The organism is Streptomyces sp. x-80 (genome assembly GCF_046549095.1).
In the GTDB taxonomy this organism is placed as follows: domain Bacteria; phylum Actinomycetota; class Actinomycetes; order Streptomycetales; family Streptomycetaceae; genus Streptomyces; species Streptomyces celluloflavus.
In genome coordinates, this window is sequence record NZ_JAJPWM010000012.1 from 76,560 (window position 1) to 97,536 (window position 20,977).

At 69.9% G+C, this 20,977-nt stretch carries 24 protein-coding genes and 3 pseudogenes; 12 read left to right on the top strand and 15 right to left on the bottom strand.

Annotation, left to right across the window (positions count from 1 at the left end; all coding sequences use genetic code 11):
* Positions 1-334: 334 nt before the first annotated feature.
* From ACLJWH_RS24245 to ACLJWH_RS24255, 3 genes are all read left to right on the top strand, one after another.
* On the top strand, positions 335-544 hold the full coding sequence (locus tag ACLJWH_RS24245) for a PASTA domain-containing protein (protein ID WP_411144023.1): 210 nt from the start codon (positions 335-337) through the stop codon (positions 542-544).
* A 523-nt stretch (positions 545-1,067) separates the two neighbouring features.
* Positions 1,068-1,613 carry a GNAT family N-acetyltransferase gene (locus ACLJWH_RS24250; RefSeq protein WP_411143844.1) on the top strand — a complete coding sequence of 182 codons (546 nt, stop codon included), beginning with the start codon at positions 1,068-1,070 and terminating at the stop codon, positions 1,611-1,613.
* A 290-nt stretch (positions 1,614-1,903) separates the two neighbouring features.
* On the top strand, positions 1,904-2,344 hold the full coding sequence (locus tag ACLJWH_RS24255) for a GNAT family N-acetyltransferase (RefSeq protein ID WP_411143845.1): 441 nt from the start codon (positions 1,904-1,906) through the stop codon (positions 2,342-2,344).
* 60 nt (positions 2,345-2,404) lie between these two features.
* On the opposite strand, the gene ACLJWH_RS24260 is transcribed toward ACLJWH_RS24255, so the two are convergent.
* The 3 genes and pseudogenes from ACLJWH_RS24260 to ACLJWH_RS24270 all read right to left on the bottom strand — a co-directional run bounded on the left by ACLJWH_RS24260 (position 2,405) and on the right by ACLJWH_RS24270 (position 3,945).
* A complete protein-coding gene (locus ACLJWH_RS24260; RefSeq protein ID WP_411144024.1) occupies positions 2,405-2,824 on the bottom strand; it encodes a hypothetical protein in 420 nt (139 codons plus the stop codon).
* Positions 2,825-2,931: 107 nt separating this feature from the next.
* Positions 2,932-3,396: pseudogene (locus ACLJWH_RS24265) on the bottom strand (recombinase family protein); the annotation flags it as partial.
* Positions 3,397-3,543: 147 nt separating this feature from the next.
* Positions 3,544-3,945, bottom strand: a complete 402-nt coding sequence (locus tag ACLJWH_RS24270) for a winged helix-turn-helix transcriptional regulator (RefSeq protein ID WP_411143846.1) — start codon at positions 3,943-3,945, stop codon at positions 3,544-3,546.
* Positions 3,946-4,102: 157 nt separating this feature from the next.
* Here ACLJWH_RS24270 and ACLJWH_RS24275 point away from each other — a divergent pair, with 157 nt between their 5' ends.
* The gene (locus ACLJWH_RS24275; RefSeq protein ID WP_411143847.1) at positions 4,103-5,071 is read left to right on the top strand and encodes an NADPH:quinone oxidoreductase family protein; all 969 of its coding nucleotides are present in this window, start codon (positions 4,103-4,105) and stop codon (positions 5,069-5,071) included.
* Between the two features lie 545 nt (positions 5,072-5,616).
* Here ACLJWH_RS24275 and ACLJWH_RS24280 read toward each other — a convergent pair.
* The 3 genes and pseudogenes from ACLJWH_RS24280 to ACLJWH_RS24290 all read right to left on the bottom strand — a co-directional run.
* A pseudogene (locus ACLJWH_RS24280) lies at positions 5,617-6,069 on the bottom strand (alpha/beta fold hydrolase); the annotation flags it as partial.
* 195 nt (positions 6,070-6,264) lie between these two features.
* Entirely contained in the window at positions 6,265-6,828 is a 564-nt protein-coding gene (locus ACLJWH_RS24285) for a hypothetical protein (protein WP_411143848.1), read from the bottom strand.
* A gap of 455 nt (positions 6,829-7,283) precedes the next feature.
* Positions 7,284-7,586: a helix-turn-helix domain-containing protein gene (locus ACLJWH_RS24290; protein ID WP_411143849.1), complete on the bottom strand. Its 303-nt coding sequence runs from the start codon at positions 7,584-7,586 to the stop codon at positions 7,284-7,286.
* 65 nt (positions 7,587-7,651) lie between these two features.
* On the opposite strand from ACLJWH_RS24290, the gene map reads away from it, so the two are divergent.
* Positions 7,652-8,422 carry a type I methionyl aminopeptidase gene (map, locus tag ACLJWH_RS24295; protein WP_411143850.1) on the top strand — a complete coding sequence of 257 codons (771 nt, stop codon included), beginning with the start codon at positions 7,652-7,654 and terminating at the stop codon, positions 8,420-8,422.
* 34 nt (positions 8,423-8,456) lie between these two features.
* Here the strand turns inward: map and ACLJWH_RS24300 are convergent, their stop codons facing one another.
* Positions 8,457-8,825 carry a Tn3 family transposase gene (locus ACLJWH_RS24300; RefSeq protein ID WP_411143851.1) on the bottom strand — a complete coding sequence of 123 codons (369 nt, stop codon included), beginning with the start codon at positions 8,823-8,825 and terminating at the stop codon, positions 8,457-8,459.
* 167 nt (positions 8,826-8,992) lie between these two features.
* On the opposite strand from ACLJWH_RS24300, the gene ACLJWH_RS24305 reads away from it, so the two are divergent.
* Complete coding sequence (locus ACLJWH_RS24305) at positions 8,993-9,301, top strand: DUF6225 family protein (protein WP_411143852.1); 309 nt, start codon at positions 8,993-8,995, stop codon at positions 9,299-9,301.
* Positions 9,302-9,944: 643 nt separating this feature from the next.
* Here ACLJWH_RS24305 and ACLJWH_RS24310 read toward each other — a convergent pair.
* From ACLJWH_RS24310 to ACLJWH_RS24330, 5 genes are all read right to left on the bottom strand, one after another.
* The gene (locus tag ACLJWH_RS24310) at positions 9,945-10,784 is read right to left on the bottom strand and encodes an ABC transporter permease (RefSeq protein ID WP_411143853.1); all 840 of its coding nucleotides are present in this window, start codon (positions 10,782-10,784) and stop codon (positions 9,945-9,947) included.
* The gene (locus tag ACLJWH_RS24315) at positions 10,781-11,782 is read right to left on the bottom strand and encodes an ABC transporter ATP-binding protein (RefSeq protein WP_411143854.1); all 1,002 of its coding nucleotides are present in this window, start codon (positions 11,780-11,782) and stop codon (positions 10,781-10,783) included. Before ACLJWH_RS24315 ends, ACLJWH_RS24310 begins: the two co-directional genes overlap by 4 nt.
* A gap of 33 nt (positions 11,783-11,815) precedes the next feature.
* Positions 11,816-12,274, bottom strand: a complete 459-nt coding sequence (locus ACLJWH_RS24320; RefSeq protein ID WP_411143855.1) for a MarR family winged helix-turn-helix transcriptional regulator — start codon at positions 12,272-12,274, stop codon at positions 11,816-11,818.
* A 240-nt stretch (positions 12,275-12,514) separates the two neighbouring features.
* Entirely contained in the window at positions 12,515-12,874 is a 360-nt protein-coding gene (locus tag ACLJWH_RS24325) for a DUF6204 family protein (protein ID WP_411143856.1), read from the bottom strand.
* Between the two features lie 170 nt (positions 12,875-13,044).
* Positions 13,045-13,899: an MBL fold metallo-hydrolase gene (locus ACLJWH_RS24330; protein WP_411143857.1), complete on the bottom strand. Its 855-nt coding sequence runs from the start codon at positions 13,897-13,899 to the stop codon at positions 13,045-13,047.
* A 606-nt stretch (positions 13,900-14,505) separates the two neighbouring features.
* On the opposite strand from ACLJWH_RS24330, the gene ACLJWH_RS24335 reads away from it, so the two are divergent.
* From ACLJWH_RS24335 to ACLJWH_RS24345, 3 genes are all read left to right on the top strand, one after another.
* On the top strand, positions 14,506-16,131 hold the full coding sequence (locus ACLJWH_RS24335; protein ID WP_411143858.1) for a purple acid phosphatase family protein: 1,626 nt from the start codon (positions 14,506-14,508) through the stop codon (positions 16,129-16,131).
* Positions 16,132-16,288: 157 nt separating this feature from the next.
* Positions 16,289-17,050, top strand: a complete 762-nt coding sequence (locus tag ACLJWH_RS24340; protein WP_411143859.1) for a class I SAM-dependent methyltransferase — start codon at positions 16,289-16,291, stop codon at positions 17,048-17,050.
* A 56-nt stretch (positions 17,051-17,106) separates the two neighbouring features.
* A complete protein-coding gene (locus ACLJWH_RS24345) occupies positions 17,107-17,244 on the top strand; it encodes a hypothetical protein (protein ID WP_411143860.1) in 138 nt (45 codons plus the stop codon).
* An 856-nt stretch (positions 17,245-18,100) separates the two neighbouring features.
* On the opposite strand, the gene ACLJWH_RS24350 is transcribed toward ACLJWH_RS24345, so the two are convergent.
* Together ACLJWH_RS24350 and ACLJWH_RS24355 are read right to left on the bottom strand one after the other, a co-directional pair.
* Positions 18,101-18,523: a hypothetical protein gene (locus ACLJWH_RS24350; protein WP_411143861.1), complete on the bottom strand. Its 423-nt coding sequence runs from the start codon at positions 18,521-18,523 to the stop codon at positions 18,101-18,103.
* Positions 18,520-19,065 carry a hypothetical protein gene (locus tag ACLJWH_RS24355; protein ID WP_411143862.1) on the bottom strand — a complete coding sequence of 182 codons (546 nt, stop codon included), beginning with the start codon at positions 19,063-19,065 and terminating at the stop codon, positions 18,520-18,522. Before ACLJWH_RS24355 ends, ACLJWH_RS24350 begins: the two co-directional genes overlap by 4 nt.
* Before the next feature lie 225 nt (positions 19,066-19,290).
* On the opposite strand from ACLJWH_RS24355, the gene ACLJWH_RS24360 reads away from it, so the two are divergent.
* The 3 genes and pseudogenes from ACLJWH_RS24360 (at position 19,291) to ACLJWH_RS24370 (ending at position 20,455) form a co-directional block, all read left to right on the top strand.
* Positions 19,291-19,473 carry a hypothetical protein gene (locus ACLJWH_RS24360; protein ID WP_411143863.1) on the top strand — a complete coding sequence of 61 codons (183 nt, stop codon included), beginning with the start codon at positions 19,291-19,293 and terminating at the stop codon, positions 19,471-19,473.
* A gap of 97 nt (positions 19,474-19,570) precedes the next feature.
* A pseudogene (locus tag ACLJWH_RS24365) lies at positions 19,571-20,079 on the top strand (transposase); the annotation flags it as partial.
* 229 nt (positions 20,080-20,308) lie between these two features.
* On the top strand, positions 20,309-20,455 hold the full coding sequence (locus ACLJWH_RS24370) for a hypothetical protein (protein WP_411143864.1): 147 nt from the start codon (positions 20,309-20,311) through the stop codon (positions 20,453-20,455).
* A gap of 108 nt (positions 20,456-20,563) precedes the next feature.
* Here ACLJWH_RS24370 and ACLJWH_RS24375 read toward each other — a convergent pair whose 3' ends face one another.
* The gene (locus tag ACLJWH_RS24375; RefSeq protein WP_411143865.1) at positions 20,564-20,815 is read right to left on the bottom strand and encodes a hypothetical protein; all 252 of its coding nucleotides are present in this window, start codon (positions 20,813-20,815) and stop codon (positions 20,564-20,566) included.
* Positions 20,816-20,977: the final 162 nt, after the last annotated feature.

Sequence of the window (20,977 nt, forward strand, 5' to 3'; positions counted from 1 at the left end):
ACCCCCGACGGCATCGCCGACGAGCTGCGCGCGATGAAGCTGACCGACATCGAGGACCTCCCGGGACCGGAACTGCTCACCCGTTACCTTGACGGGCCCACCCCCGACGCCGACGCGTTCGGCGGCCGGTCGAAGATCCTCCGCCTCGGTCCCGGTGATCCGCGCCGGACGCACCACCGCCCGCCGGCCACGCCAGGGACCCACGACGCCGTGACCGGCGCCCACCGTGATCGTTCGTCCCGTCATGAAGAAAATCATCACCGCCGCACTCCTGGCCTTGTCCGCCTTGGCATTGACCGGTCCGGCCCACGCCGACGGCGCCCCCATGCCGAAGGTGACGGGCAAGGGTCTCTCCGTCGCCTACAAGGATCTGAACCACAACAAGTCCATCCAGCTCAAGGACGGCCTGGGCGCGCACCGCCATGTGCTCTGGCCCGCCAACTGGAAGGTCTGCGACCAGAATCCGGCCCCAGGAACCCCTCTGAACAACCAGAAGGTCACACTGACCGTGGTCAAGCACCAGGAAAAGTGCGGCAAGTCGTAGCGAAATCAGCAGACCGTCCACCGCCCACCCGGCCGGCCTCCGCTTCTCGCCGGCCTCCCCACGAAGCCCGGCCCATTGGCTCCTTGGGACCTTGAGCCCTTGGCCCCGACGGCTTGACCACCGCCGGTCCTGCGGGCAGTACGGCACCCCGTACCGCACCGCACCGTCGATGAGGCCCCCGGCCGGCCACGGCCTCCGGCCCGCCCCTCGGTTGAGGAGCGGGCCGGAGGTGTCTCGGCTGACAACGCCCTGGCGCGGCAGCCCCCGCCCTCCTCGGCGTGGCGACGGTGCGGCTGCGCCGACGGATCCCCGCCCCAGGGGACGGGTGAACGTGACGGGCCCGGACCTCCGCGCCACAGCGCACGGCCGCCGTGGGCGGTGGTGTCAGGCCGGACCGGGGGACGCCTTGTCGTCCCAGCCGTCCTCGCACTGTGCGCGGCCGGTCGTCGAACGCGCCGGACACGCTGCTGACCAGGGCGGAAACCGTTGGGGAACGGCCCGGTCCCGATGGCAGGATGCACGCATGCGATCTGACGTCACGCTGCGGCCGCTGGACGAGGATCGGCTGCTCGGCCTGCTGGACGCTGCCGTGGCTGATGCCGATCCCCATGAGGTGATGCCCCCGGTGGCCGGGCCCGGTGGATGGACCGCCGAGCGGCGGGCGGCGTTCCTGCGGTTCCATCACACCAGGTCCCTGTCGGCCGAGCCGGTGGAGACCACCTATGTCATCGTCGTGGGAGAGACGGTGGTGGGGGCTGCCCGGCTGTGTCCGATGGCGGACGCGAGGCATGCGGTCGAAGCGGGAGTGTGGATCGGACGCTCCCACCGCGGTGGCGGCGTGGGCGGTGCGGTGTTCAGGCACCTACTGGCCCGCGCACGCGCCGACGGTTTCGCCGCACTGTTCGTGAGCACGAAGCCCGACAACACCGCCGTCCACCGACTTCTCGCCACGCTGGGCACAACCCCTGTCCGTGACGGCGACACGGTGACGGCGTGGGTGGACCTCGCCGCCGCCGGACAGCGGACCCGTGGCGCGGCGGCCTTCGGCGATGCCCGGACGGACAGTTGACCGCGCAGCGGTGACCGGGGATGCGCCATCGGCGACCTGGCAGTCCCTGAAACGGGGGTCGGAGCGGGCGGCCTTGAGCGCACCCGCCGCCACCTGGGCCGGGTCCCCGACCGGACCACCAGGCCGGCGGGGCCGAAGCGCCGTCACCCCGCCCCCGAGGAACCGGGGCTGCGGCCTGCGCCAACCCGTATCGACGATCTTGGGCAAGGGCGCCGCGACCAGGACCAGGACCAGGATGAGCATCCTCCGCCGCTGATCGGCAACTCGCAGGAGCCGATAGGTTCCCGAGCATGAGCGTGAGCGTGGAGACTGAGGCCGTTCGTGAGGCGACCGACGAAGTGGTGGAGGCGTTTGCCCGTCTCCTTCCACAGCTGTCGTCCAAGGCAGCGCCCCTGGACCGTGAAGCAGTGGGGAGATTGACGGGTACCAGCACCAACACGTTGCTGGTGGCCCGTGTCGAGGGCGTGATCGTCGGGGCGTTGGTGCTGGTGATGTCCCCCTTGCCGTCCGGCCTGCGGGCTCATGTCGAGGATGTGGTGGTCGATGCCGCCGCACGTGGCCACGGGGTCGGGAGAGTCCTGATCGACAAGGCCCTTGGCCTGGCCGCGGAGGCAGGGGCTCGAACCGTCGACCTCACCTCGCGGCCTTCGCGAGAGGCCGCGAACCGCTTGTACGAGCGGGCGGGTTTTCAACGGAGAGAGTCCGCTGTCTATCGAGTCACCTTGGGCTGAAGCGCGGTGCCGGCTCTCTCCCGATCACCGCCCCTTCCCAGAGGCTCGGCTGCGACGTGCCTACCGCGTCTCGGCGTTCGGATGGGGCTGGGCCTTGAGGCGGTCGCGGAGGTCGATCTCCTCGGGGGTGAGCGGGTCCTCGGGCCGGCGGATGCGGGCGGGCCCGGGGCGCAGTGGCAGGCCGTCGTCCACCGCGGCGGCCTCGGCTTCCGCGAGGGCCCGGTACAGCGAGGCAACCGAGGGAGACTTGCCCATGTTCTTCCCGGTCTTGATGGTGAGCTTCTTGGCGATCTCGGGGACGGGGACGCCTTTGTCCTTGAGCGCGACGGCGAAGGTCAGCATGTCGTCGATGACCTTTGGGCGTCCGCCGTGGTTGCCCTTGGATGCGGCGATGACCTGGCCTTCGAGGGTCTTCTCCCGGATGTAGTTGCGCTCGATCTGCCCGGCGACGGCGAGCATGGCAAAGAGCATGGCGCCCATGCCGTTGGGATCGTAGATCCCGGTGAGCGGATCCCGGTGAGCGGGCCGGTGAGGAGTTCGAGTTGGATACCTCCGGCCTGGAGTTCGGCGGACAGCGCCATCAGCTCGGCCGCGTTGCGCGCGAGGCGCTTGAGCTCGTGGACGGTGAAGATGATCGGGGTCTCGGGCGCGGCCCCCTTGAACTGGTGGGCCAGCGCGATGGCCTTCTCCAGTTCGGGCCGGACCTTGACGCGGGTGCTGATCTGCTCCTTGAACACCTTGCGGCACTCCGCGCGGTGGAGGGCTTCGAGCTGGCTCGCCGGCTCCTGTCGGGCGGTCGAGGTGCGGGCGTAGCCGATGCGGACCGGGCGCTCGGTGCGGGGCGCGGGCACGACGGCGAGTGCCGGACCCTGCTTCCACGCGCGGCCGGGGTGGCGGTCGGCGGGGACGAGGACTTCGAGTTCCTCGCGGAGCGCGGGGACGAGGAGGAAACGGGGGGTGTGGTGCCTCGCGGCGGTCTTCCCGCCGCGGATGCGGCAGGCGGAGCCGGCGGGGGCGTCACAGTTCGGGCAGTCGTGACGTTCTACCGCCACTTGTGACTGAGTTCTTCAGGTGGCCCGTGAGCGGTTGAGTTGGTCCGGGTGAGCACCGTGGTCGACCCGCAGATCAGCGCGCGAATTCCTGGAGGTCATTCGCTGTGTGCTCGGAGTCGTCAGCGCGTGAGCTGGAGGTGTCGAAGGTCAGGTGTGATTTGTGACGGACGCGGGGGCGGGGGTGGCCGCGCGGGCGTCGTAAGCCGCGCGGGCGTCGTCGATGTGCGCCAGGTGCTCGGTGGTCCACTTCAGGAGGGGTGTGGCAGCTTCGTAGAGCGTTGTGCCCATCGGGGTGAGCTCGTAGGTGACGTGCGGCGGCATGACGTTGTGGACGGTGCGGGTCACGATGCCGTCCCGCTCCAGGCTCCGCAGGGTCACCGTGAGCATGCGTTGGCTGATCCCGTCGACGGCTCGCTTGAGTTCGGTGAAACGGCGCGGCCCCTGATCGAGGCGGCACACGACCAGGAGCGACCACTTGTCCCCGACCATGCCGAGGACGACGCGGGCCCTGCCCGCGTCCTGCTGCGACTGGTTACCCGTCGAGGGCATCCGTTACCTCCAGGGAACCGAGACACCGGAAAGTGCCTTATTGCTCAGGGTGCGGCTGGTGCACCACGATGGTCGTGGTTCTCAAAGAGTACCGAGACACGAAAAGTAACTGCGTAACTGCGTCCTACCAGCCTGTTGTCCCATCCTAGGAGCCGCCATGCGTGCGACCCACATCACCAGCCTCAAGGGCCCCACCGCGATAGAGGTCGTCGAAGTCGATGAACCGACGGTCGGTGCCGAGTCGGTCGTCATCGACGTGCACGTTGCCGGCGTGACGTTCCCGGAGGTTTTGCAGAGCCGCGGTGAGTATCACCTACGGCGGACACTGCCCTTCATCCCGGGCACCGAGGTCGCCGGGATCGTCCGGTCCGCGCCCTTGGACAGCGGCCTGACGGCCGGGCAGCGGGTCGCGGCCTTCCCCGGGGTCGGCGGATACGCCGAGACGGTGGCCGCACCGCTGACGGCAGTCCTCCCGCTCCCCGACAACGTGTCCTTCCACGCCGGCGCGGCCCTGCCCATGAACTATCTGACCATGCACTTCGGCCTGGCGCGCCGGGCGCAGCTGACTCCGGGCGACACGGTTTTGGTGCACGGGGCCGCCGGCGGGGTCGGTACCGCTGCTGTGCAGTTGGCCGCCGCGCTGGATGCCAGGGTGATCGCGGTCGTGTCCGAACCAGGCAAAGTCGATACGGCAAAGGCCGCCGGCGCCGACGAGGTCGTCCTGGCCGACGCCTACGAGGACACGGTGCGGGAGCTGACCGGTAATTGCGGCGTTGACATCGTCGTGGATCCGGTCGGCGCCGACCGGGTCCACGGCTCGCTGCGCAGCCTCGCGCGCGAGGGCCGCCTTCTGGTCATCGGCTCAACGGGCGGCGACGTCGCCCAGATCAAGATCGACAGTCTCATGCGCAACAACCTCAGCGTCTTGGGCGTCGGCTGGGGCGCGTTCTGGGAGGAGCAGCCTTCCTATTTGCAGGAGCAGTGGGCCGCGCTACTGCCGCTCCTGCGGACTGGCAAGCTTCAGCCCGTGCTCGGGCGGCGCTTCCCGCTGGCGCAGGCATCGCAGGCTCTGCTCGAACTCGACCGGCGCCGCGCGCAAGGGAAGGTGCTGCTGGACGTTCGGTGAGACGACCCGGCTGGATCGCAGCCGAGTGCGAGTGAGAGAAAGCCCGGAAGCACCGGCTTCCGCGTAGCGATGGACGAGGACGACCACCCCGCCGGGATGCCCGAGGTCGCGCCTCAGGCACAACTCGTCAGCCTGATCGAGCAAGCCGACCTGAACCCGGTCGCCGAACTGCGACTCCCCCCCGGAGGAGTACATCGGGCCCGGTCTGGTCGTCATGGCCAGGCGCCCCGGCTGACGATCATTAGGAATCAAAGCAGCACAGGCTCTTCTGCCGGGACTCACCACCCGACGCCTACCGCTATTTTCCGTTCGGATACTCCCCGAGGGCCGGGTGGCGCTCGACGTCGTCGGCGCCGGTCGCGGAGGTGTTCTGAGGGTCCGCCACGCCGCTGATTTCGGCATAACCAATTCTCAGAACCAGGGTTCGCTGCCACTTGCGTCAGAACGAGTTCTGAGAAGCGATCCGGCGTTCGGGCGAGTCCGGGGCCGGGGTGTCGCTGGTGCCCGGTGGATAGCAGGGTGTCCGAGTATCGGCTGCGCTGTTCCTACGGCTTGTGCGCGGTGGTGAGGAAGTCCAGGACGAGGGGGCTGGCGTGGGTGCGGAACTCCTCGAAGTAGGCGTGCCGGGCTCCGGGAATCAGGTGCAGGCGGGCGTCGGGGATGCGGCCGGCGAGCAGGGGAGCGCTGGCGGTGGGGTTGAGCAGGTCGTCGCTCCCGTGGACGACCTGGGTGGGTGCGCCGATGTCCGGCAGGAGGTCCCAAGCGTGGTGCCGGTTGCTGGCCGTGAGGTGGTGGCGCCGGGCGTGGGCGGGCATGCCGAGATCGCCGAGGGTGTGGTGCGGGCCGGGATGGGAGGCGAGCCATTGTGGTGTGTACATCAGCTCCAGCAGGGCCTGGCGCGCGGCTCCGGGCTGAGGTTGCGTCAGGGCTTGGCGGACGTCATTGCCGCGTTCGACGCTGTGCGGGCCGCCGGGTGAGGTGCAGCCGAGCGCGAAGGATGGCTTGGCGAAGTCGAGGGACGGAGGATCAGCCTCGCCGGCGCCGAGGAGAAACTCGCGCAACTCGACCGTCGTCCGGCCAACCGCAGCGCTGTTGACCTCGGCATCCCCACAGTGAATCACGCTGGGAGCACCAGGAGTCCGAGAGGCAGGCCCTCACTCGGTGACGCCCGAAGCATTCCAACGTCGCCTGTTCTACGCCGCGATGACAAAGTTCAGAGGATAGAGCATCTTCCACTGCGTCTTCTCCCGCAGTGAGACGTCCAGGCGCCACAGGGCGGCGATCTGGTTCTGTGCCAGGGCCTTGGTGCGGTCCGGCGGGGTCGGCTGCCGCTCGATGCCGATCGTCGGATCGCCGTCGATCCAGCCCTGGCGCTGCCACCAGCCGATCGCCTTGCGCGCGATGGACAGTTCGCGGTTGACGGTGTCGGCGTCCATCTCGTCCGCCCGCGCCGGCGCCAGCTCGGCGAGCGCCTCCGGTAGCGCCGGTTCGTCGATCGCGGCGACGGGGAAGACGGGCGGCTTCGCGCCCCGGCGGGCAGGTCCGGTCGGCGCGGGTTCGCCGGCGAGCATCCATCCCCGTGTCGTCAGCGAGATCCGGTAAATCCGCGCGGAGGACTTCGCGAGGCCCGCGCCGGTGAGGTATCGCTCGACCGCCGCGGTGTACGCGGCGGGAGGGGCGGACAGTGGCACCACCTGGGCGCGTGGCAGCCGAAGCGCGCCCCCGTTCCCGAGTTCGGTCACTGGTTCGATCGTCACGCCTGCCCGCCCTTCCGGCACTGCCGCAGTAAATGCGTACACCTCACCCCGGCGTCCGGAACACCCCGCAGCAGGTCGCGATGATCACGGTAGGGGCTCCGCCGCAGTAAATCCGGCATTCACTGCGGCACTACCCTGACAGGCCGTCAGTGAGCAGGAGTCCGATAACCGGCCTTGAACAGCCCCGAACACCTCCACCCAGGCCCGCTCCGCCATCGTGGCTTGCGCGGCCACCCGTTCCTTGCCCGTCCTCGCGAACGCTCATGATCGCGGTGGCCGTACTCATGTCCACACACCCGCCGCCACCTGCGCAGACACCGCCGAGATCACGACCTACAGCTGCCGCATCTGTGCTACCGAGAGGTCCTATCCTCATGCCCCCGCGCGGCCGCAATCACCTGGACAGCACACCCGTACGGACCCTCCAGCTCCACACTCGGTTTCGAGAAGTCCCCTTACGAGACCAACTGCTCAAGTGCGTTGGGAATAGAGGTGGTCGGTCCGACGCCGCGTTCGGGCTGGCTGATCTCGGCCCACACCGCATCGAGGGAGAGGCCGAGGACATCGGCGATCGCCGCGATGGTCGGGAAGGCGGGGGTGGCCACGCGACCCGACTCGATCTTCCGGAGGGTCTCCGGTGAGACGCATGCGGCGAGCGCGACTTCGAGCATCGTGCGCTCTGCCCTGGCCCGACGCAGGAGGGCACCGAGTCGATGTCCGCGTTCGATCTCTGCGGGAGTGAGCGGCAACCTGACCATGGCTCCGATTCTAGTACCGGTATAGTTTGGCCGGTATAGTTATTGGCCGCGTAGAAGGGCGCCGCATGATCGAGATCCTGAACCCCACCCTGCTGGCCCGAGCAAAAGACACAGGCGCCCTGGTCGCTGACATCCTGCAGACGCTGAAGAGCCGTAGCACGATCGGCACGAACCTTCTGGACATCAACCGGTGGGCCGAGACCATGATCGTCAAGGCGGGAGCGCAGTCCTGCTACGTCGACTACGCGCCGTCCTTCGGACGCGGCCCGTTCGGCCACTTCATCTGCACGGCCGTCAATGACGCCGTGCTCCACGGACGGCCATACGACTACACGCTTGCCGACGGCGATCTGCTGACACTCGACCTCGCCGTCTCCAAAGGCGGAGTCGCCGCAGACGCTGCCATCAGCTTCATCGTGGGCGACGCAAAGCCCTCAGAGAGCGTCGCGATGATCAGTGCAACCGAGCGCGCGCTGGCCGCAGGGATCGCCGCTGCCGGGCCCGGGGCTCGCATCGGCGACATCTCCCATGCCATCGGCACGGTCCTCAGCGAGGCGGGGTACCCGATCAACACCGAGTTCGGAGGCCATGGCATCGGATCAACGATGCACCAGGACCCGCACGTTTCGAACACCGGACGGCCTGGCCGTGGATACACACTGCGCCCTGGGCTGCTGCTGGCACTGGAGCCGTGGGTCATGGCGGACACCGCTGAACTCGTCACTGATGCCGACGGGTGGACGCTCCGAAGCGCGACAGGCTGCCGGACAGCACACAGCGAGCACACGATCGCCATCACCGACGACGGAGCCGAAATCCTCACCTTGCCGAAGTAAGCGCAGCCGTGAGGCCGGAGCCCCCGTGTTCCGCTCAGGCCGCCGTGCTGAAGCCCTCGGCGCGCAGGTCCTGGTCGCGGAGCTGGGTGAAGTCGACGTCAAGTTTGGGGTCGTACGCCTCGGGCTGGATGCCGAGTTCGTGGGTGGAGTACTCGCCGAACCGTTTGATGTGCTCGGTCAGGTAGGGCGAGATGTGCGCGAGGTTCTCGGGGTCGATCTCCCAGCCTCCTTCCAGGAGCTGGCGGACGATCTCCGCGATGTCCAGGGCGTTGCGGAAGATCACCGCGTTCGTGAGCAAGGCGTTGAACTTCATCGCCTTCTCCTGCTCGACGGGGTCGTTGTCGGCGATGACGCCGCGGTTGCCGAAGCCGATCCACTGGGAGAACCGGTGGAACGACTCCACCTTGTTGGGCGGCCGGTAACCAGATTCGGTTTCAGGTGCCCGCGGCAGCCGGCTCCCCGCTCCTGAGGGACGAGACGCGCGACCTGATCGCGCCGCATTCGGCATCAGGATGACCTTGACGGGTCGGCTACCTGTCTGCGGCCGGCCGGCCCGCTAGCCTCCCTGCCATGACAGAGACCGCGCCCGTGACAGACTCCGCGACCATCGACCACTCCCCCACGGTATGGACCGCGGGCCGGCTCCGGGAAGCCCTCACGGGTCTGCCCGACGACGCCCTCGTCCACGTCGGCGTCGCGGATGAGCCCGGCGATTTCGACGGATACAGCGAGTACGCCCTGGTCGACCTCGCGCCTGTCGAGAAGGACTACGCCCCGGGCTATCGGGACCATGCCCAGGACAGTGCGGCCGGGACCGAGGTGGAGTACACCCTGTTCGCCGACTTCAAGGCCGGCCAGTACTACCGCGATCTGGCCTGACCGCCCCCACGGACGGCTGCCCGCAGATCACACCGATGTGCCCCTCAGGTCTTTCAGCAACCGCCCCTGAGACGTGTACTGGTGCCATCCCCCATTGCCGCCCGCAAGCGGCGGCAACAGCAGCAACCGAGGGGGGAACGCGGCCGGCAACACCCGACCGCCCGTCTCCACCGACGGCAGCGGTGCCGGCCCTGAGCTGACGCCTGACACACAAGAAGCCTCACCCGACGGCAACACCCGGACCGTCCGTCTCTGCCGAAGGAGTCGCCCGCGCGGCGGCCCGCGCACGCTGGGACTCCCCCGGCACCTTCCCGGGGGATAAGCCCAGGCCCCGGGATTCGGAGCCGCCGGTTGCTCCGGGCCCGATAGGGGCGGGCGGTGTCCTGTCCCGGACGTCCTCATACCGCGATCACGGCTGTCGCCGCTCGCTGTCCGCCGCTCGCGGTGGACCGGATCATCCGGCACGCCGCGCGCATCGGGCCGGCTCACCCGAGACGGGCACCAGATCGTCGGAGGCAGGACACGCGCCCCGCTCCCGAGTTCGGTCACCGGCTCCGGCGGCCGGGGTGTCCGCCGCGGGCCTCGGCGTTCACGGGAGCCGCTCCGGCGCCGTAAGTCCGGCGCTTTCCGCGGCAGGGTGCCGTCAGGTCCGGACCCGCCGGGTGAAGCGGCGCAGGGCGACATGGCCGAGGGCGGCCGTGCCGAGGGTGAGGGCCGTGAGGTAGGCCCAGGTCGGCATGTGACCGGAGGTGGGCGTGAGGTTCGCCCGCAGGCCCTCGCTCATGTAGACGAGCGGGTTGGCGAGTGTGAGGACCTGGACCCAGCCGATCGAGTGCAGCGCGGTCCACGGGTAGTAAACGCAGCCCAGCATCGTGGCGGCGGCCAGCAGCAGCCCCAGCAGCGCCCCGAAGGCGGAGGCGTCGATCGCCGTACCGAGCAGCAGCCCGAGCGTGGACGCGAGCAGCGCGCTGAGGACGAGGGTGACGAGGAGCAGGGGCCAGTTGCCGACGTGGGCCTCGGGCGCGGCGCCCGGCGGGTGCACGAGCCACACGATCGGGACGACCACGAGGGATGAGATCAGACCGAAGATCGCCGATGAGGTGATCTTCTGAAGCCCCAGAACCCGGACGGGCAGCGGGGCCAGCGCGCGGTCGGTGATCTCGCGGCCGGGGCCGAGTTCGGCGGCCAGCGGCCCGGTGACGGACATGATGCTCTGCAACGTCAGGGTGCTGGCCAGCAGGCCGGGCAGCAGGATCGTGGAGAACGAGGTGGCTCCGCCGAGTCCGGTGCCGATGCTCGGCATCACATACGCGAAGGCGAAGGTGAAGAGCAGCGGCTGAAGGCCCACCTGCGCGAGCACGGCCGGAAGGTTCCGGCCGAGGACGTGCAGATCGCGGGCGGTCAGCGCCCGGTAGGCGTGCCAGGCCGCCTGGCGGGACGACTGCTGGCGGGGGAAGGTCGCAGTGCGGGCGGCGGCGGTCATGGCTGGTAGTCACGTCCGGTCAGGGTGAGGAAAGCGGTCTGGAGGCTGGGGGGTGTGGTGGCGGCATCGCGGACGGTCAGGCCCGTGGCGCCGGCCGCGCGCAACAGGTGGCCCAGCACGCCGTCGGGGCGCGTGGTGCGCACCCGTACGGTCGGGCCGTCGACGACGACGTCGTGCGGGCCACCGGGGATACGGCGTACCGCGTCTTCGAGGGGGCCGGCATCGGCGTCGTACCGGACCGTGATGACGGTCTGCGCGCCGCTGGTCGCCTTGATCGCCTCGGGGGTGTCGCAGGCGAGCAGCCGCCCGTGGTCGATGACGGCGAGGCGCCGGCACAGGGCCTCGGCCTCGTCGAGGTGGTGCGTGGTGAGCACCACGGTCTGGCCGGCCGCGTGCAGACCGCCGATGATCTTCCAGAGGTCCGCGCGCGCCTGAGGGTCGACGCCGGCGGTCGGCTCGTCCAGGAAGAGCACCTCGGGCAGGTGCATCAGGGCCCGGCCGATCATGACCCGGCGGGCCTGGCCGCCGGAGAGCTGATGGACCTTGGCGCCGGCCTTGTCGGCGAGGGCGAACTGCTCCAGCAGCTCCAGCGCCCGGCGCCGGGCGGCCGATGCGGACATGCCGAAGTAGCGTCCGCGGAAGGCGAGGTTGTCCCGCACGGAGAGCGCGCGGTCCAGGGTGTTGGCCTGGGGGACGACGCCGATGCGGGACTTCACGCCGACCGGGTCGGCGCTGACCTCGTGGCCCGCGACCCACGCGCTTCCGGCGGTGGGCGTGACCAGTGTGGTGAGCATGCCGATCGTGGTGGACTTGCCCGCGCCGTTGGTGCCGAGCAGGCCGAAGAACTCGCCCCGGCCGACCGTGAGGTCCAGCCCTTCGAGGGCGACGAGGCCGTCCTGCCCTCGCTGGTAGACCTTGCGCAGGCCCACCGTACGGATGGCTGTCGCGGTGCCGGCCGGGACGACGGGTGAGGGGAGCGTGGCGGCGGCGGTCTTCATGGGGGACTCCTACGGGGTTACGGGGTTACGGGGTTACGGGGGCGGGGTTCCATGACCGGCGAGCCCGGTGCCGCCGAGGCGGGTCAGCAGAGTGGACAGGCGGCCGAGGTCCTCCTTGTTCCACAGGGGGGCGGCGAAGACCTTGGCGGCGACCCGCTCGGCCGAGGCGAGCATGTCCGTCAGGCGTTCGCGGCCGGTGTCGGTCAGTGCCGCGTAGGCCACCCGTGCGTCACGGGCCTCCGTCTCCCGGGTGACGAGGCCGATGCGCTCCAGCGGCGCCAGCCCCCGGGTCACCCCGGAGGCGGTGAGCCCCAGCGCCTCGGCCAGGTCCACCCGGCGCATCCGGTCACCGGGCGCCTGCCGCAACCGCAGCAGCATCGTGAAGTCGGCCAGGCTCACACCGTGCAGCCCCGACAGGGTCGCGTCGAACCGCTTCACCAGGGCCGTCTGGGCCCGTACGAGACGCAGCGACACATCCAGCGCATCACTCATTGTTACCTCCTTGACTGCTCAAGCATAGCGTCATGTTTGAGCAGTCAAGGATCTATTTATTTCGGGGTGGCGAAGAGCTTCCGCATCGGATGCCGGGATCCAGGTCTCGCGGCCGAGGCGCGGACCCGGCCGACGGCCGGCTTTCGGGCCTGCCTGCGCCCGGCAGGGCGAGCGCCCGTCCGTGACGGATCGCGCGCCGGGGAATCCCCGGCGGTGGGTGGCGGGAGTGCCGCCGCGGGATCAGAGGTTCTGCTGGGCTGCGGCGCGGCGCTGCCGCTTGCCCAAGGGCGCCTGAGAGAGGTCCTCGGCGCTGCTCCTGAGGTTCTTGTGGCCGTAGCCGCGTTCGGCCAGCCACGCCTTCGCCGCCTCTTCGGCGCGTTCGGTCGCTTCCAGGATGTCCTCTTCCGCCTCCCCCGAGTCCAGGAAGCGGAAGGTGAAGGCGGGTCGCGCCGCCAGGTCGTAGCTGAGGTGCCCCTCAGGGGTGAAGGTCGCACGCAGGATGTCGTGCTCCGCGGCACGGGCCAGGAGCTCGGCCCGCTGATCGGCGCCGAGTCCGTCGAAGACACCGCGGACGGTGATACGGAAGGTACGAGTACTCATCCCACGACCCTAACCAGCGCGATCGACGCGGCTCCACCGCGTTTCCGGTGGCACACGGCGGGGCGCCGACCCGGGAACAAGGCCGGGGCACGCTCGCCGAGAGCCCCGGTTCACGACATCGCGCAACGCCCCGAATCGCGAGCTCATCCACGTACCGGGCCTGTCGTCGTTCACCAGCGCACCGCGGTGAAGTCCACCGGCCGAGGCTTCATTTCGCGGGTGCGGTCGGTCAACTGCCGCAACTGATCGGCCATTTGCCGGGCAGGAAGGTGTTTGCGATCTCCGTGTCCCGGAAGCAGCCATTCAAAGCGGAGCCGGTCGGCCGTGCGCGCCAGAGACGCTGCCAGTTCGTGGATGGAGTACCAGGTAACGCTCTCCGCCACCTCGACGGCACCGGTCGAACGTGACCAGTAGAAGCTGTCACCACTGAAGCAGTACCGCTCGTCCGCCACGTAGAGCACGCTGCCCCTGGTGTGGCCCGGGAGCGGGTGGGCGAGCATTCCCTTGCCGATCTCGACGACGCCGGTGCCGCGTATGACGCAGTCAGCGTCCGGGGCGGCGTCAAGGTCGCCCTCGTGGATCCACAGCCGAGCACCGAAGTGGTCCGCGTACTGCCGGCCGTGCGCCGCATGGTCCCGGTGGGTCAGCAGAACATCGGTCACGCTGCCGAGATCCCCGTACCGGGCGGCCAGCGACGGGCTCCAGCGCGGCGTATCCACCAGCATCAGATTCCCCGAAGGACGCCGGACGAGGTAGGAGTTGGCCCCTGCGGTGTGTGTCGAGTTCTGCCCACAGAGGGCGACGGTGTCGTCGAGAGGCAGCGGGAAGGGATCCAGCGCCGGGTCCAGTCGCCGGGAGGCAGGGCGGATGGAGCGGGTGTGGCAGGCGAACGCGGCGGCGTACAACTGACGGGCCTCCACTTCGCCGCGCGGCTGGCGGAGAACCTCGGATCGTCCATCGACCTCACCGATCAGGTCCGGCGCGAGCTGCCTGGCGACGTCGCAGTTCGTGCAGCGATCGTCCACGTACCAACCGGCCTGTCCGGCCTCGACTGCCGGTGCCGGTGCCGGTGCCGGTGCCGGTGCCGGTGCCGGTGCCGGTGCCGGTGCCGGTGCCGTTGCCGTTGCCGGAAGGGCGCTGTGTGCATCGTCCACGGTGGTATTCACTCCTTGCGGCGTGTACGGATCTCGCGACAAAGAGGTACCTCGGCGGCCGTCGGAAGAGGAAGGGGGCCAGCTCTTGTTTCTGATGGCTGCCGCCGCTCTCACCGATGCGACGCAAGTGAAACATGACGCACGCATGACACCACTACCCTTGAGCGGAACCACGCCCCAGCCGCGGCCGACACGAGGCAGTCCCAAGAGGTCCACGAGGACAGTCGCCTGATCGCCCGGACAATTCCCGGCCGGCCGATCGCCCGGCTTCCTCGACGAGCCGCGCCCCGCGCCTCAGGTCCCGGGCGCGCCCGGCGCCTCAGGTCCCGGGCGCACGCTCCGGAACCCGGAAGAGAACACCCTTCACCGCACACCGCAGGGCACTTCCTCATCCCGAAGCGCTCTCCACAGGTATCAGAACGGCGGATCCGGCCTAAGGTGCTGACGACCAATTTCCTGCCAGGGAAGGGGCGTTACATGCCGATCGCGCGAAGATCAGTACTGGCCGGTTCGACCGCGGCCGCAGCCGCCACCGCGCTCGGCGCCGCGGGGAGCGCCGAAGCCGCCGGCCGGCCGCAGTCCGCGCCGTCCCCCTTGCTCCAGCGCACACCGAGCCGCCTCGGCGTGCCCGGCGTGGCCGGGCTGCACCTCCAGTTCGGCGCCGACCCCAGCACCGAGATGACCGTCTCCTGGATCAGCCCCCAGTCCGTGCGCCGTCCGCAGATACGCCTCGGCTCCCCGGACGGAGGCGTCGGCCGGGTGGTCGACGCCGAGACCCGCACCTACCGTGACGGACTCTCCCGCGAGGAGGTGTACGTCCACCATGCCCGCCTCACCGGACTGCGGCCGAACACCACCTACCTCTACTCGGCCGGGCACGACGGTGCCGCGCCGGAGACCGGTTCGTTCACGACGGCGCCGCGCGGGCGCACCGCGTTCACCTTCACCAGCTTCGGTGACCAGGGGGCGCCCAATCTGCGCCGGGCCGTCAAGTGGCCTTCCGGCGACACCCCTTCACCCTCGGGCCCCTTCCCGCTCTACACCAGCAGCCAGGCCGGCAGCCCGGCCGCCGCCGACATCGTGGCCGCGGTGGAACGGGTCGGACCGCTGTTCAACTTGCTCAACGGTGACCTGTGCTACGCCTCCGCGGCCGGCGTCTTCGGCGAGGACCGCGTCGCGACCTGGGCGGACTGGTTCATCAGCAACAGCCGTTCGACGCGGCTGCGCCCATGGATGCCCTGCGTCGGCAACGGCGAGAACGAGAAGGGCAACGGCCCCCTGGGGCTGGCCGGTTACCAGACCTACTTCACGCTGCCCGGAGCGACGACCGCCACCGACCCCGGGACCCGTGGCCTGTGGTACGCCTTCACGGTCGGCGCGGTCCGCTTCATCAGCCTGGCCAACGACGACGTGGCGATCCAGGACACCGGCGACACCTATGTGCACGGCTACTCCGGTGGGGCGCAACGCCGGTGGCTGGAACGGGAGTTGAAGGCCGCGCGCGCCAACGCGGGCATCGACTGGATCGTCGTCTTCATGCACCACCCGATGATCTCCAGCAGCCGTGGCGGCAGCGGTAGCGACCTCGGAATCCGCAAGGCGTGGGGCCCGCTCTTCGACGCGTACGGGGTCGATTTGGTGCTCAGCGGCCACGAGCACTACTACGAGCGCTCCCTGCCGGTCCGCGGCACCCTGCCGAACGAGGCCCGCACCCCGGTCCCGGTCTCCACCAGGACCGATGTCGCCGACACCGGCAAAGGCACCGTTCACATGGTCATCGGAGGCGGCGGCAATTTCGCGACCACCCAGGACAACCTGTTCGAGGAGCCCAAGGGGCGCGTCGTGGTCGATCTGAGCAAGGAAACCGAGGGCCGCCACCGCAAGGCCGTCTTCGTCACCGAGGACGCCCCCTGGCGCGCCGTCCAGGACCGCGTCCACACCCATGGTTTCGCCGCCTTCGACGTCGATCCGGGCGACCGCCGTACCGGCCGTACGCGGATGCACGTCACGTACTACACCTTCGACGGCCCCTACGGAGAGCTGACCCCCGTGGACACCTTCACCCTGGAACGGCCTCGTAGAGACGGACATGCACGGCACTGAGGGGTCGGTGAGTGGGCCCGACCGCGGCCGGGACGGGTGAGCGGTGCGGGGCCGGATGGTCCCGCACCGATGTCGTCGTGGGCCGGCCCGTTGCGGTCCCGGTACTCGCTGACGCCCGGCACTCGTCCACGAGGAGGCAAGAGGCGAGGATGGGCGGATGACTTCCCTCTCGCGCGCCCATTCGTTCAACACGGCCGCCGCCCAGTACGCGGCGAACCGCCCCTCCTATCCGTCTGCCCTCCTGGACGCCGTCGAGGAGTTCATGGGACGCCCCCTCGCGGGCGCCCGTGTCGCCGACGTCGGCGCAGGCACTGGAATCGCCACCGCCTTGTTGCGTGAACGGGGCGCAGACGTCATCGCCGTCGAGCCGGGCGACGGCATGGCGGCCGAGTTCCGCCGCGCGCTTCCCGATGCGCCGATCGTCCGGGGCGACGGCAATGCCCTGCCGCTCGCCGACGCCTCCCAGGACCTGATCACATACGCGCAGTCCTGGCACTGGACGGACACCGACCGCTCCGTCCCCGAGGCACTGCGCGTCCTGCGGCCGGGCGGCTCGCTCGCGGTCTGGTGGAACACCACGGCCTTCGACGTGCCGTGGATCGCCGCCCAGCACGAGCGCATCGCGAGCCACTGCGGAGTGCGGCAGCCCTCCCTCGCGCGCCCCGACGACAGCCGTGCCGCCCAGCTCGCCGGCCTCTCCGGCCTCCGCCTCGTACGCCGCCAACTGCGCTGGAGCCGTGTCGTCCCCCTCAACACGCATCTCGCCAACATCAGCAGTCACTCGGCCTTTCTCGTTCTCGGCGAGACCGGCACCCAGGAGTTCCTCGCCGACGAGCGCGCCCGCCTGCGCGAGATCTTCCCGGACGAGACGGTGGAGGAGACCTATCTGGTCGACCTGCTGGTGGCCGCCCGTCCCTGATTTCGAGGCGGCGGGTCAGGGCGTGGACCCGGAAGACGGACGCCCAGGTCACACCGGTGATTCACGCGTACGGAAGGACAACCGCCGTCGCGAACTGCCACCGCGCCACGGATCTCGGCGGCGACTGCACGCCGTGGAACAAGCAGGGCGGCAAAGACGGTATCGCCTACGGCTGCATCGGCAGCCCCGCGTGACCGACCTGCGGACCCGCAGCCGGGATCCCGACAAAGGCGACGAATGCGGTGGCCGGGAGTTCGGCGGCCATGGAGAGCGCAGACGGCTTGGCTAAGTACTCAGGCGCGCTGTCATACCGCCGGGCATCATGAACCACCGACGACGATCAGGGAGAGGAAATGACCGCGACAGGCCAGCCGCAGAGCTGCATCCGGGCCGACCGGCTCGGTTCGCCGCTCGTCACCCGTACTACGGGCCCGGTCTCGTTGTTCTGGTCGTCGGGCTCGCCACGGCCACGGTCGGATACGGCCTCACCGTGCCGTCCGGCACGGTGACCCTAAGGGCTGTCCCGTCATACCTGGTGGATCAGCGCGCGGCGTCAGATGCGGTGCATCGCACAGCGGAGGAGCGTCCGCCTACTGGTTGTATGTGGACGTTCCGACAACGCGGCGAGGTGCCGTAGCTGTCGTCGCGCGCCCGCCAGGTATGACGGGACAGCCCTTAGCGCCGGTCTCCGCGGCCCTCGGGCTACTTGGCATGGTCCTGGCCCTGCTTGGGAAACTCGCCGCCGCGGCGGCGATCGTCCTCTTCCCCATCGCCTTGGTGGCCGGCCCGGTGGTCCTAGCTCGGACAGAACGCGAGTAACCCGCCGGTAGTTTCTGGGGGGCGCATCTGTCGGCTCCCAGTTCCCGGCGCCAGGCGACTCGTTGAGCCGATGCCCTGTCCCGCACGCCCGCGGACACCGCCCTGCGACCCGTCTCGGAGAAGCAGCGAGCCCCTCCGTCCCGAGGACGGTCTGTGCCTGTTCGGCGCCTTCGGCAGCAGGGATGGGGCTGGGCGCCTGGCCAGTGCAACGAGTGGCGGGTGGCGGGTGGTTCAGTAGGAGGCCAGGCGGGTGCCGGTGGTCTGGTAGATGGCCATTTTCCCGGATTCCACGGTGCCGCGCGCGGTACCGACCGCGTCGCGCAGCAGGTCCGCCTGCCGTGGCCCGGGGAGTGCCTGGTCTGCGGCGAGGACTTCCAGAGCGGTCTGGTCGGCCTGGCGGGCGGTCCACCAAAGGGCGGCGTGGTCCCGGTCCGGCAGCTCGCTGAGCGCCCGCAGCAGGGTGAACGCCGCCGCGAGGTGTGTCTGGGCCTGGTCGCGCAGCGCGGCGGGGTCCCGCAGCGCCGGCGTGCGGAGCCGATGGTGCGGGTGCGGGTGCGGGTGCGGGTGCGGGTGCGGGTGCGGGGGAGGGTGATGGGTGGGAGGGCGGAGCGGGCGGAGCGGCGCAGTGTGCCGCATGCGCGCGGGCGCAGTCATCGCGGGATCCCCTCGGCCAGCGGCGTGTGCCGCGGGCACTTGGCCAGGAAGTCGCGCAGGGGGCCGGTCAGCTCGGCGGGGTCGGCGAACTGGGCGTAGTGGGCGTCGACCAGAGGTTCGAGGTCGCGCAGCAGGGTGGTGGTGATGGGGCAGCTGGTGTGGACGGCGAAGAAGACCGGGACTGCGGGTCCGGCGTGCACGTTGTAGGCGATCTCGTAGGCTCCGGACTCGCTCAGCTCGGTGCGCACCACCAGCATGGCGTCGGCGCTGTCGAGCATCGCCAGCCGCCAGGCACGGAACGCCGCGGGAGTGAACGGTGTGCCGGTCTCCTGGGTGAACGCGTCCTTGAAGGTGCCCGCGTGGTGCGCGTGCCGGTACGGGAGCAGGTCCACCGGGCCCGGGGCCACCCCCGGGGTACGGGCCAAGTCCACCACGGCCTGCACGATATCGCGGTGCTCTGGGCCGGAGCGGGTGAGGGGCTGGCGCACGAACAGGCGCAGGGCGCCCCCAACGGACGGGGCAGCTCTAGCGGCGGCGTCCATCTGACACCTCCATGAAATTTCCTCTACATCACATACCGTAACGCTTGGTCCGTGAACCTGCATGTAGAAGCCTCAGCCCCGCAGGCTGCTGTACTGCCGTCGGTGCAGCCTGTGGCGGGGTGCTCATGAAACACCGGACCGCCCAGTGCGTGCAGGGCTTTTCGTGTTTCATGAGCTGTTGCAAACGTCGGGACTGGTGAAACGCACTCTGAAACAGTCCGGGGCGTGATCGACGGCTACCGGCGCGTGGAACCGCACGCCTGCCCCATGTCCACCTGCGTCGCCCCGACCGGTTCGCCGTGCCGCACCGGCAAGGGCAAGGTGGCCATCCAGTACCACACCGCCCGCTTCCACCTGGCACCCCAACTCGCCAAGGCGCGCGACGTGTCGAGCCCCACCGTGCGCTGACCCGGTCCCGTCTGGACCGAGCCGCCCCGGCCGGTGAACGCTGGCGCCGAACCCGTCGGCCACGTGCGCCTGGGGTATGCCCGCGCCTCGACCGCCCGGTAGTCCCTCGACTCCCCCTCGACTCCCTCGTCGGCGCGGACTTCGCCCGGATCTCGGCGGATGCCGTCCGCCGGCGATCCTGGTCACGCCCGGACAGTGGGGTGACGCACCGCAGTTGATCCCCGTGCTGGACCGCGTCCGTGTCCCGCGTCCTGCCGGCGGTCACCCGCGGACACGTCCGGACCACGTGTGTGGCGACAAGGCGTACGGCTCACGCCGGAATCGCCGCTACCTGCGACGACGGCAGATCCGGCACACGATTCCCGAACGCCGGGGCCAGCGGGCCAACCGCCGACGGCGTGGCAGCCAGGGCGGTCGCCCCGCTGTTTTCGACCGCGCACGGTACGCCCGCAGGAACGAAGTAGAGCGAACTGTCAACGCCCTAAGGGCTTCCGCGCCGTGGCGACCCGGTACGACAACTGGGCATACGTCCTTCAGGGAACGGTCACCCTCGCCGCGATCCGGCTGTGGCTTCGCCAACGATCCGCCGGACCGGACAGTCCTTAGCCTGCGATTTAAGGAACGGTCGTTACTTTGTGTGTTCGACGGAGGTTGGTTCGTTCTTGCGGTGGGGCGGGCGCTTCGATTTGGGGCGGTCCTTCGGGCCCTTCGGGCGGCCGGGGCCAGGGCGGGTGGGTTTCGGCGAGTCGGCGGGGGATCCCAGTCGTGCGCGGAGTCGGCGGAAGCCGAGGCGGACCTGGTAGGGGGTGAGCGGTTTGCCGGGGTCGGGGCGTGGGTGCCAGGGACGAGCGGGCAGCGCTGCAAGCTGTCGCCGCAGTCTCGGGAGAAGCTGGCCGACTACGGCTACGGCTACGAGCGCGGCCCGATCCGCCTCGGTTCCCAGGCCGGTGAACGGCGGGTCGGCATGTACGAGCGCCCCTGACTCCTCCATCACGCGAACCACGAACGTCGGCGGGCGGAACAACCTGCATCGCCGGTGGGCGTCCCCTCCCGGCGCTCAACATGCACCGCACCATCGACCTGACAGTGGTCAGAACCCCACGAGGATCACGGAGTCGATCGGTGTCATGTCGAATGACCCGATCTCACCCTTATCGATGTTCAGGGCGCCGCACCCAGCACCGTTGGCCCCTTGGCAGAGCGCGAAGCCCGCGCTGCCGGTCCGGTTCCCTTTACGTCGTTCCGCCGGCGGTCGCTTCGCACGGTCGCCGTTGCCCTTCGCCCGCCACTGGGTGCCGCGCAGGTGGGCTTGGCTGGCGGTGACCCGGGCGGGCCAGCGCACTGGACGGTGTGTGCGCCGTCGACGGCGCGGGGCTGGTCGGCGGCGGTGTGCCACAGCATCGGCGCGCACACGGTCTGCTCGCGCGACCGGCTGTGCTGCCGCCTGGACCACGCGCCCCACCCGGACCTGGTCCCACGGTGCACAAGGTCTGTCCCCACCGCG

Coding starts and splice junctions, on each gene's coding strand:
- ACLJWH_RS24315 (WP_411143854.1), bottom strand. CDS start 11,782: ATGAAGACCGCCGCCGCCACGCTCCCCTCACCCGTCGTCCCGGCCGGC.
- ACLJWH_RS24275 (WP_411143847.1), top strand. CDS start 4,103: ATGCGTGCGACCCACATCACCAGCCTCAAGGGCCCCACCGCGATAGAG.
- ACLJWH_RS24325 (WP_411143856.1), bottom strand. CDS start 12,874: ATGAGTACTCGTACCTTCCGTATCACCGTCCGCGGTGTCTTCGACGGA.
- map (WP_411143850.1), top strand. CDS start 7,652: ATGATCGAGATCCTGAACCCCACCCTGCTGGCCCGAGCAAAAGACACA.
- ACLJWH_RS24310 (WP_411143853.1), bottom strand. CDS start 10,784: ATGACCGCCGCCGCCCGCACTGCGACCTTCCCCCGCCAGCAGTCGTCC.
- ACLJWH_RS24250 (WP_411143844.1), top strand. CDS start 1,068: ATGCGATCTGACGTCACGCTGCGGCCGCTGGACGAGGATCGGCTGCTC.
- ACLJWH_RS24305 (WP_411143852.1), top strand. CDS start 8,993: ATGACAGAGACCGCGCCCGTGACAGACTCCGCGACCATCGACCACTCC.
- ACLJWH_RS24340 (WP_411143859.1), top strand. CDS start 16,289: ATGACTTCCCTCTCGCGCGCCCATTCGTTCAACACGGCCGCCGCCCAG.
- ACLJWH_RS24290 (WP_411143849.1), bottom strand. CDS start 7,586: ATGGTCAGGTTGCCGCTCACTCCCGCAGAGATCGAACGCGGACATCGA.
- ACLJWH_RS24335 (WP_411143858.1), top strand. CDS start 14,506: ATGCCGATCGCGCGAAGATCAGTACTGGCCGGTTCGACCGCGGCCGCA.
- ACLJWH_RS24270 (WP_411143846.1), bottom strand. CDS start 3,945: ATGCCCTCGACGGGTAACCAGTCGCAGCAGGACGCGGGCAGGGCCCGC.
- ACLJWH_RS24350 (WP_411143861.1), bottom strand. CDS start 18,523: ATGACTGCGCCCGCGCGCATGCGGCACACTGCGCCGCTCCGCCCGCTC.
- ACLJWH_RS24255 (WP_411143845.1), top strand. CDS start 1,904: ATGAGCGTGAGCGTGGAGACTGAGGCCGTTCGTGAGGCGACCGACGAA.
- ACLJWH_RS24355 (WP_411143862.1), bottom strand. CDS start 19,065: ATGGACGCCGCCGCTAGAGCTGCCCCGTCCGTTGGGGGCGCCCTGCGC.
- ACLJWH_RS24320 (WP_411143855.1), bottom strand. CDS start 12,274: ATGAGTGATGCGCTGGATGTGTCGCTGCGTCTCGTACGGGCCCAGACG.
- ACLJWH_RS24260 (WP_411144024.1), bottom strand. CDS start 2,824: ATGGGCGCCATGCTCTTTGCCATGCTCGCCGTCGCCGGGCAGATCGAG.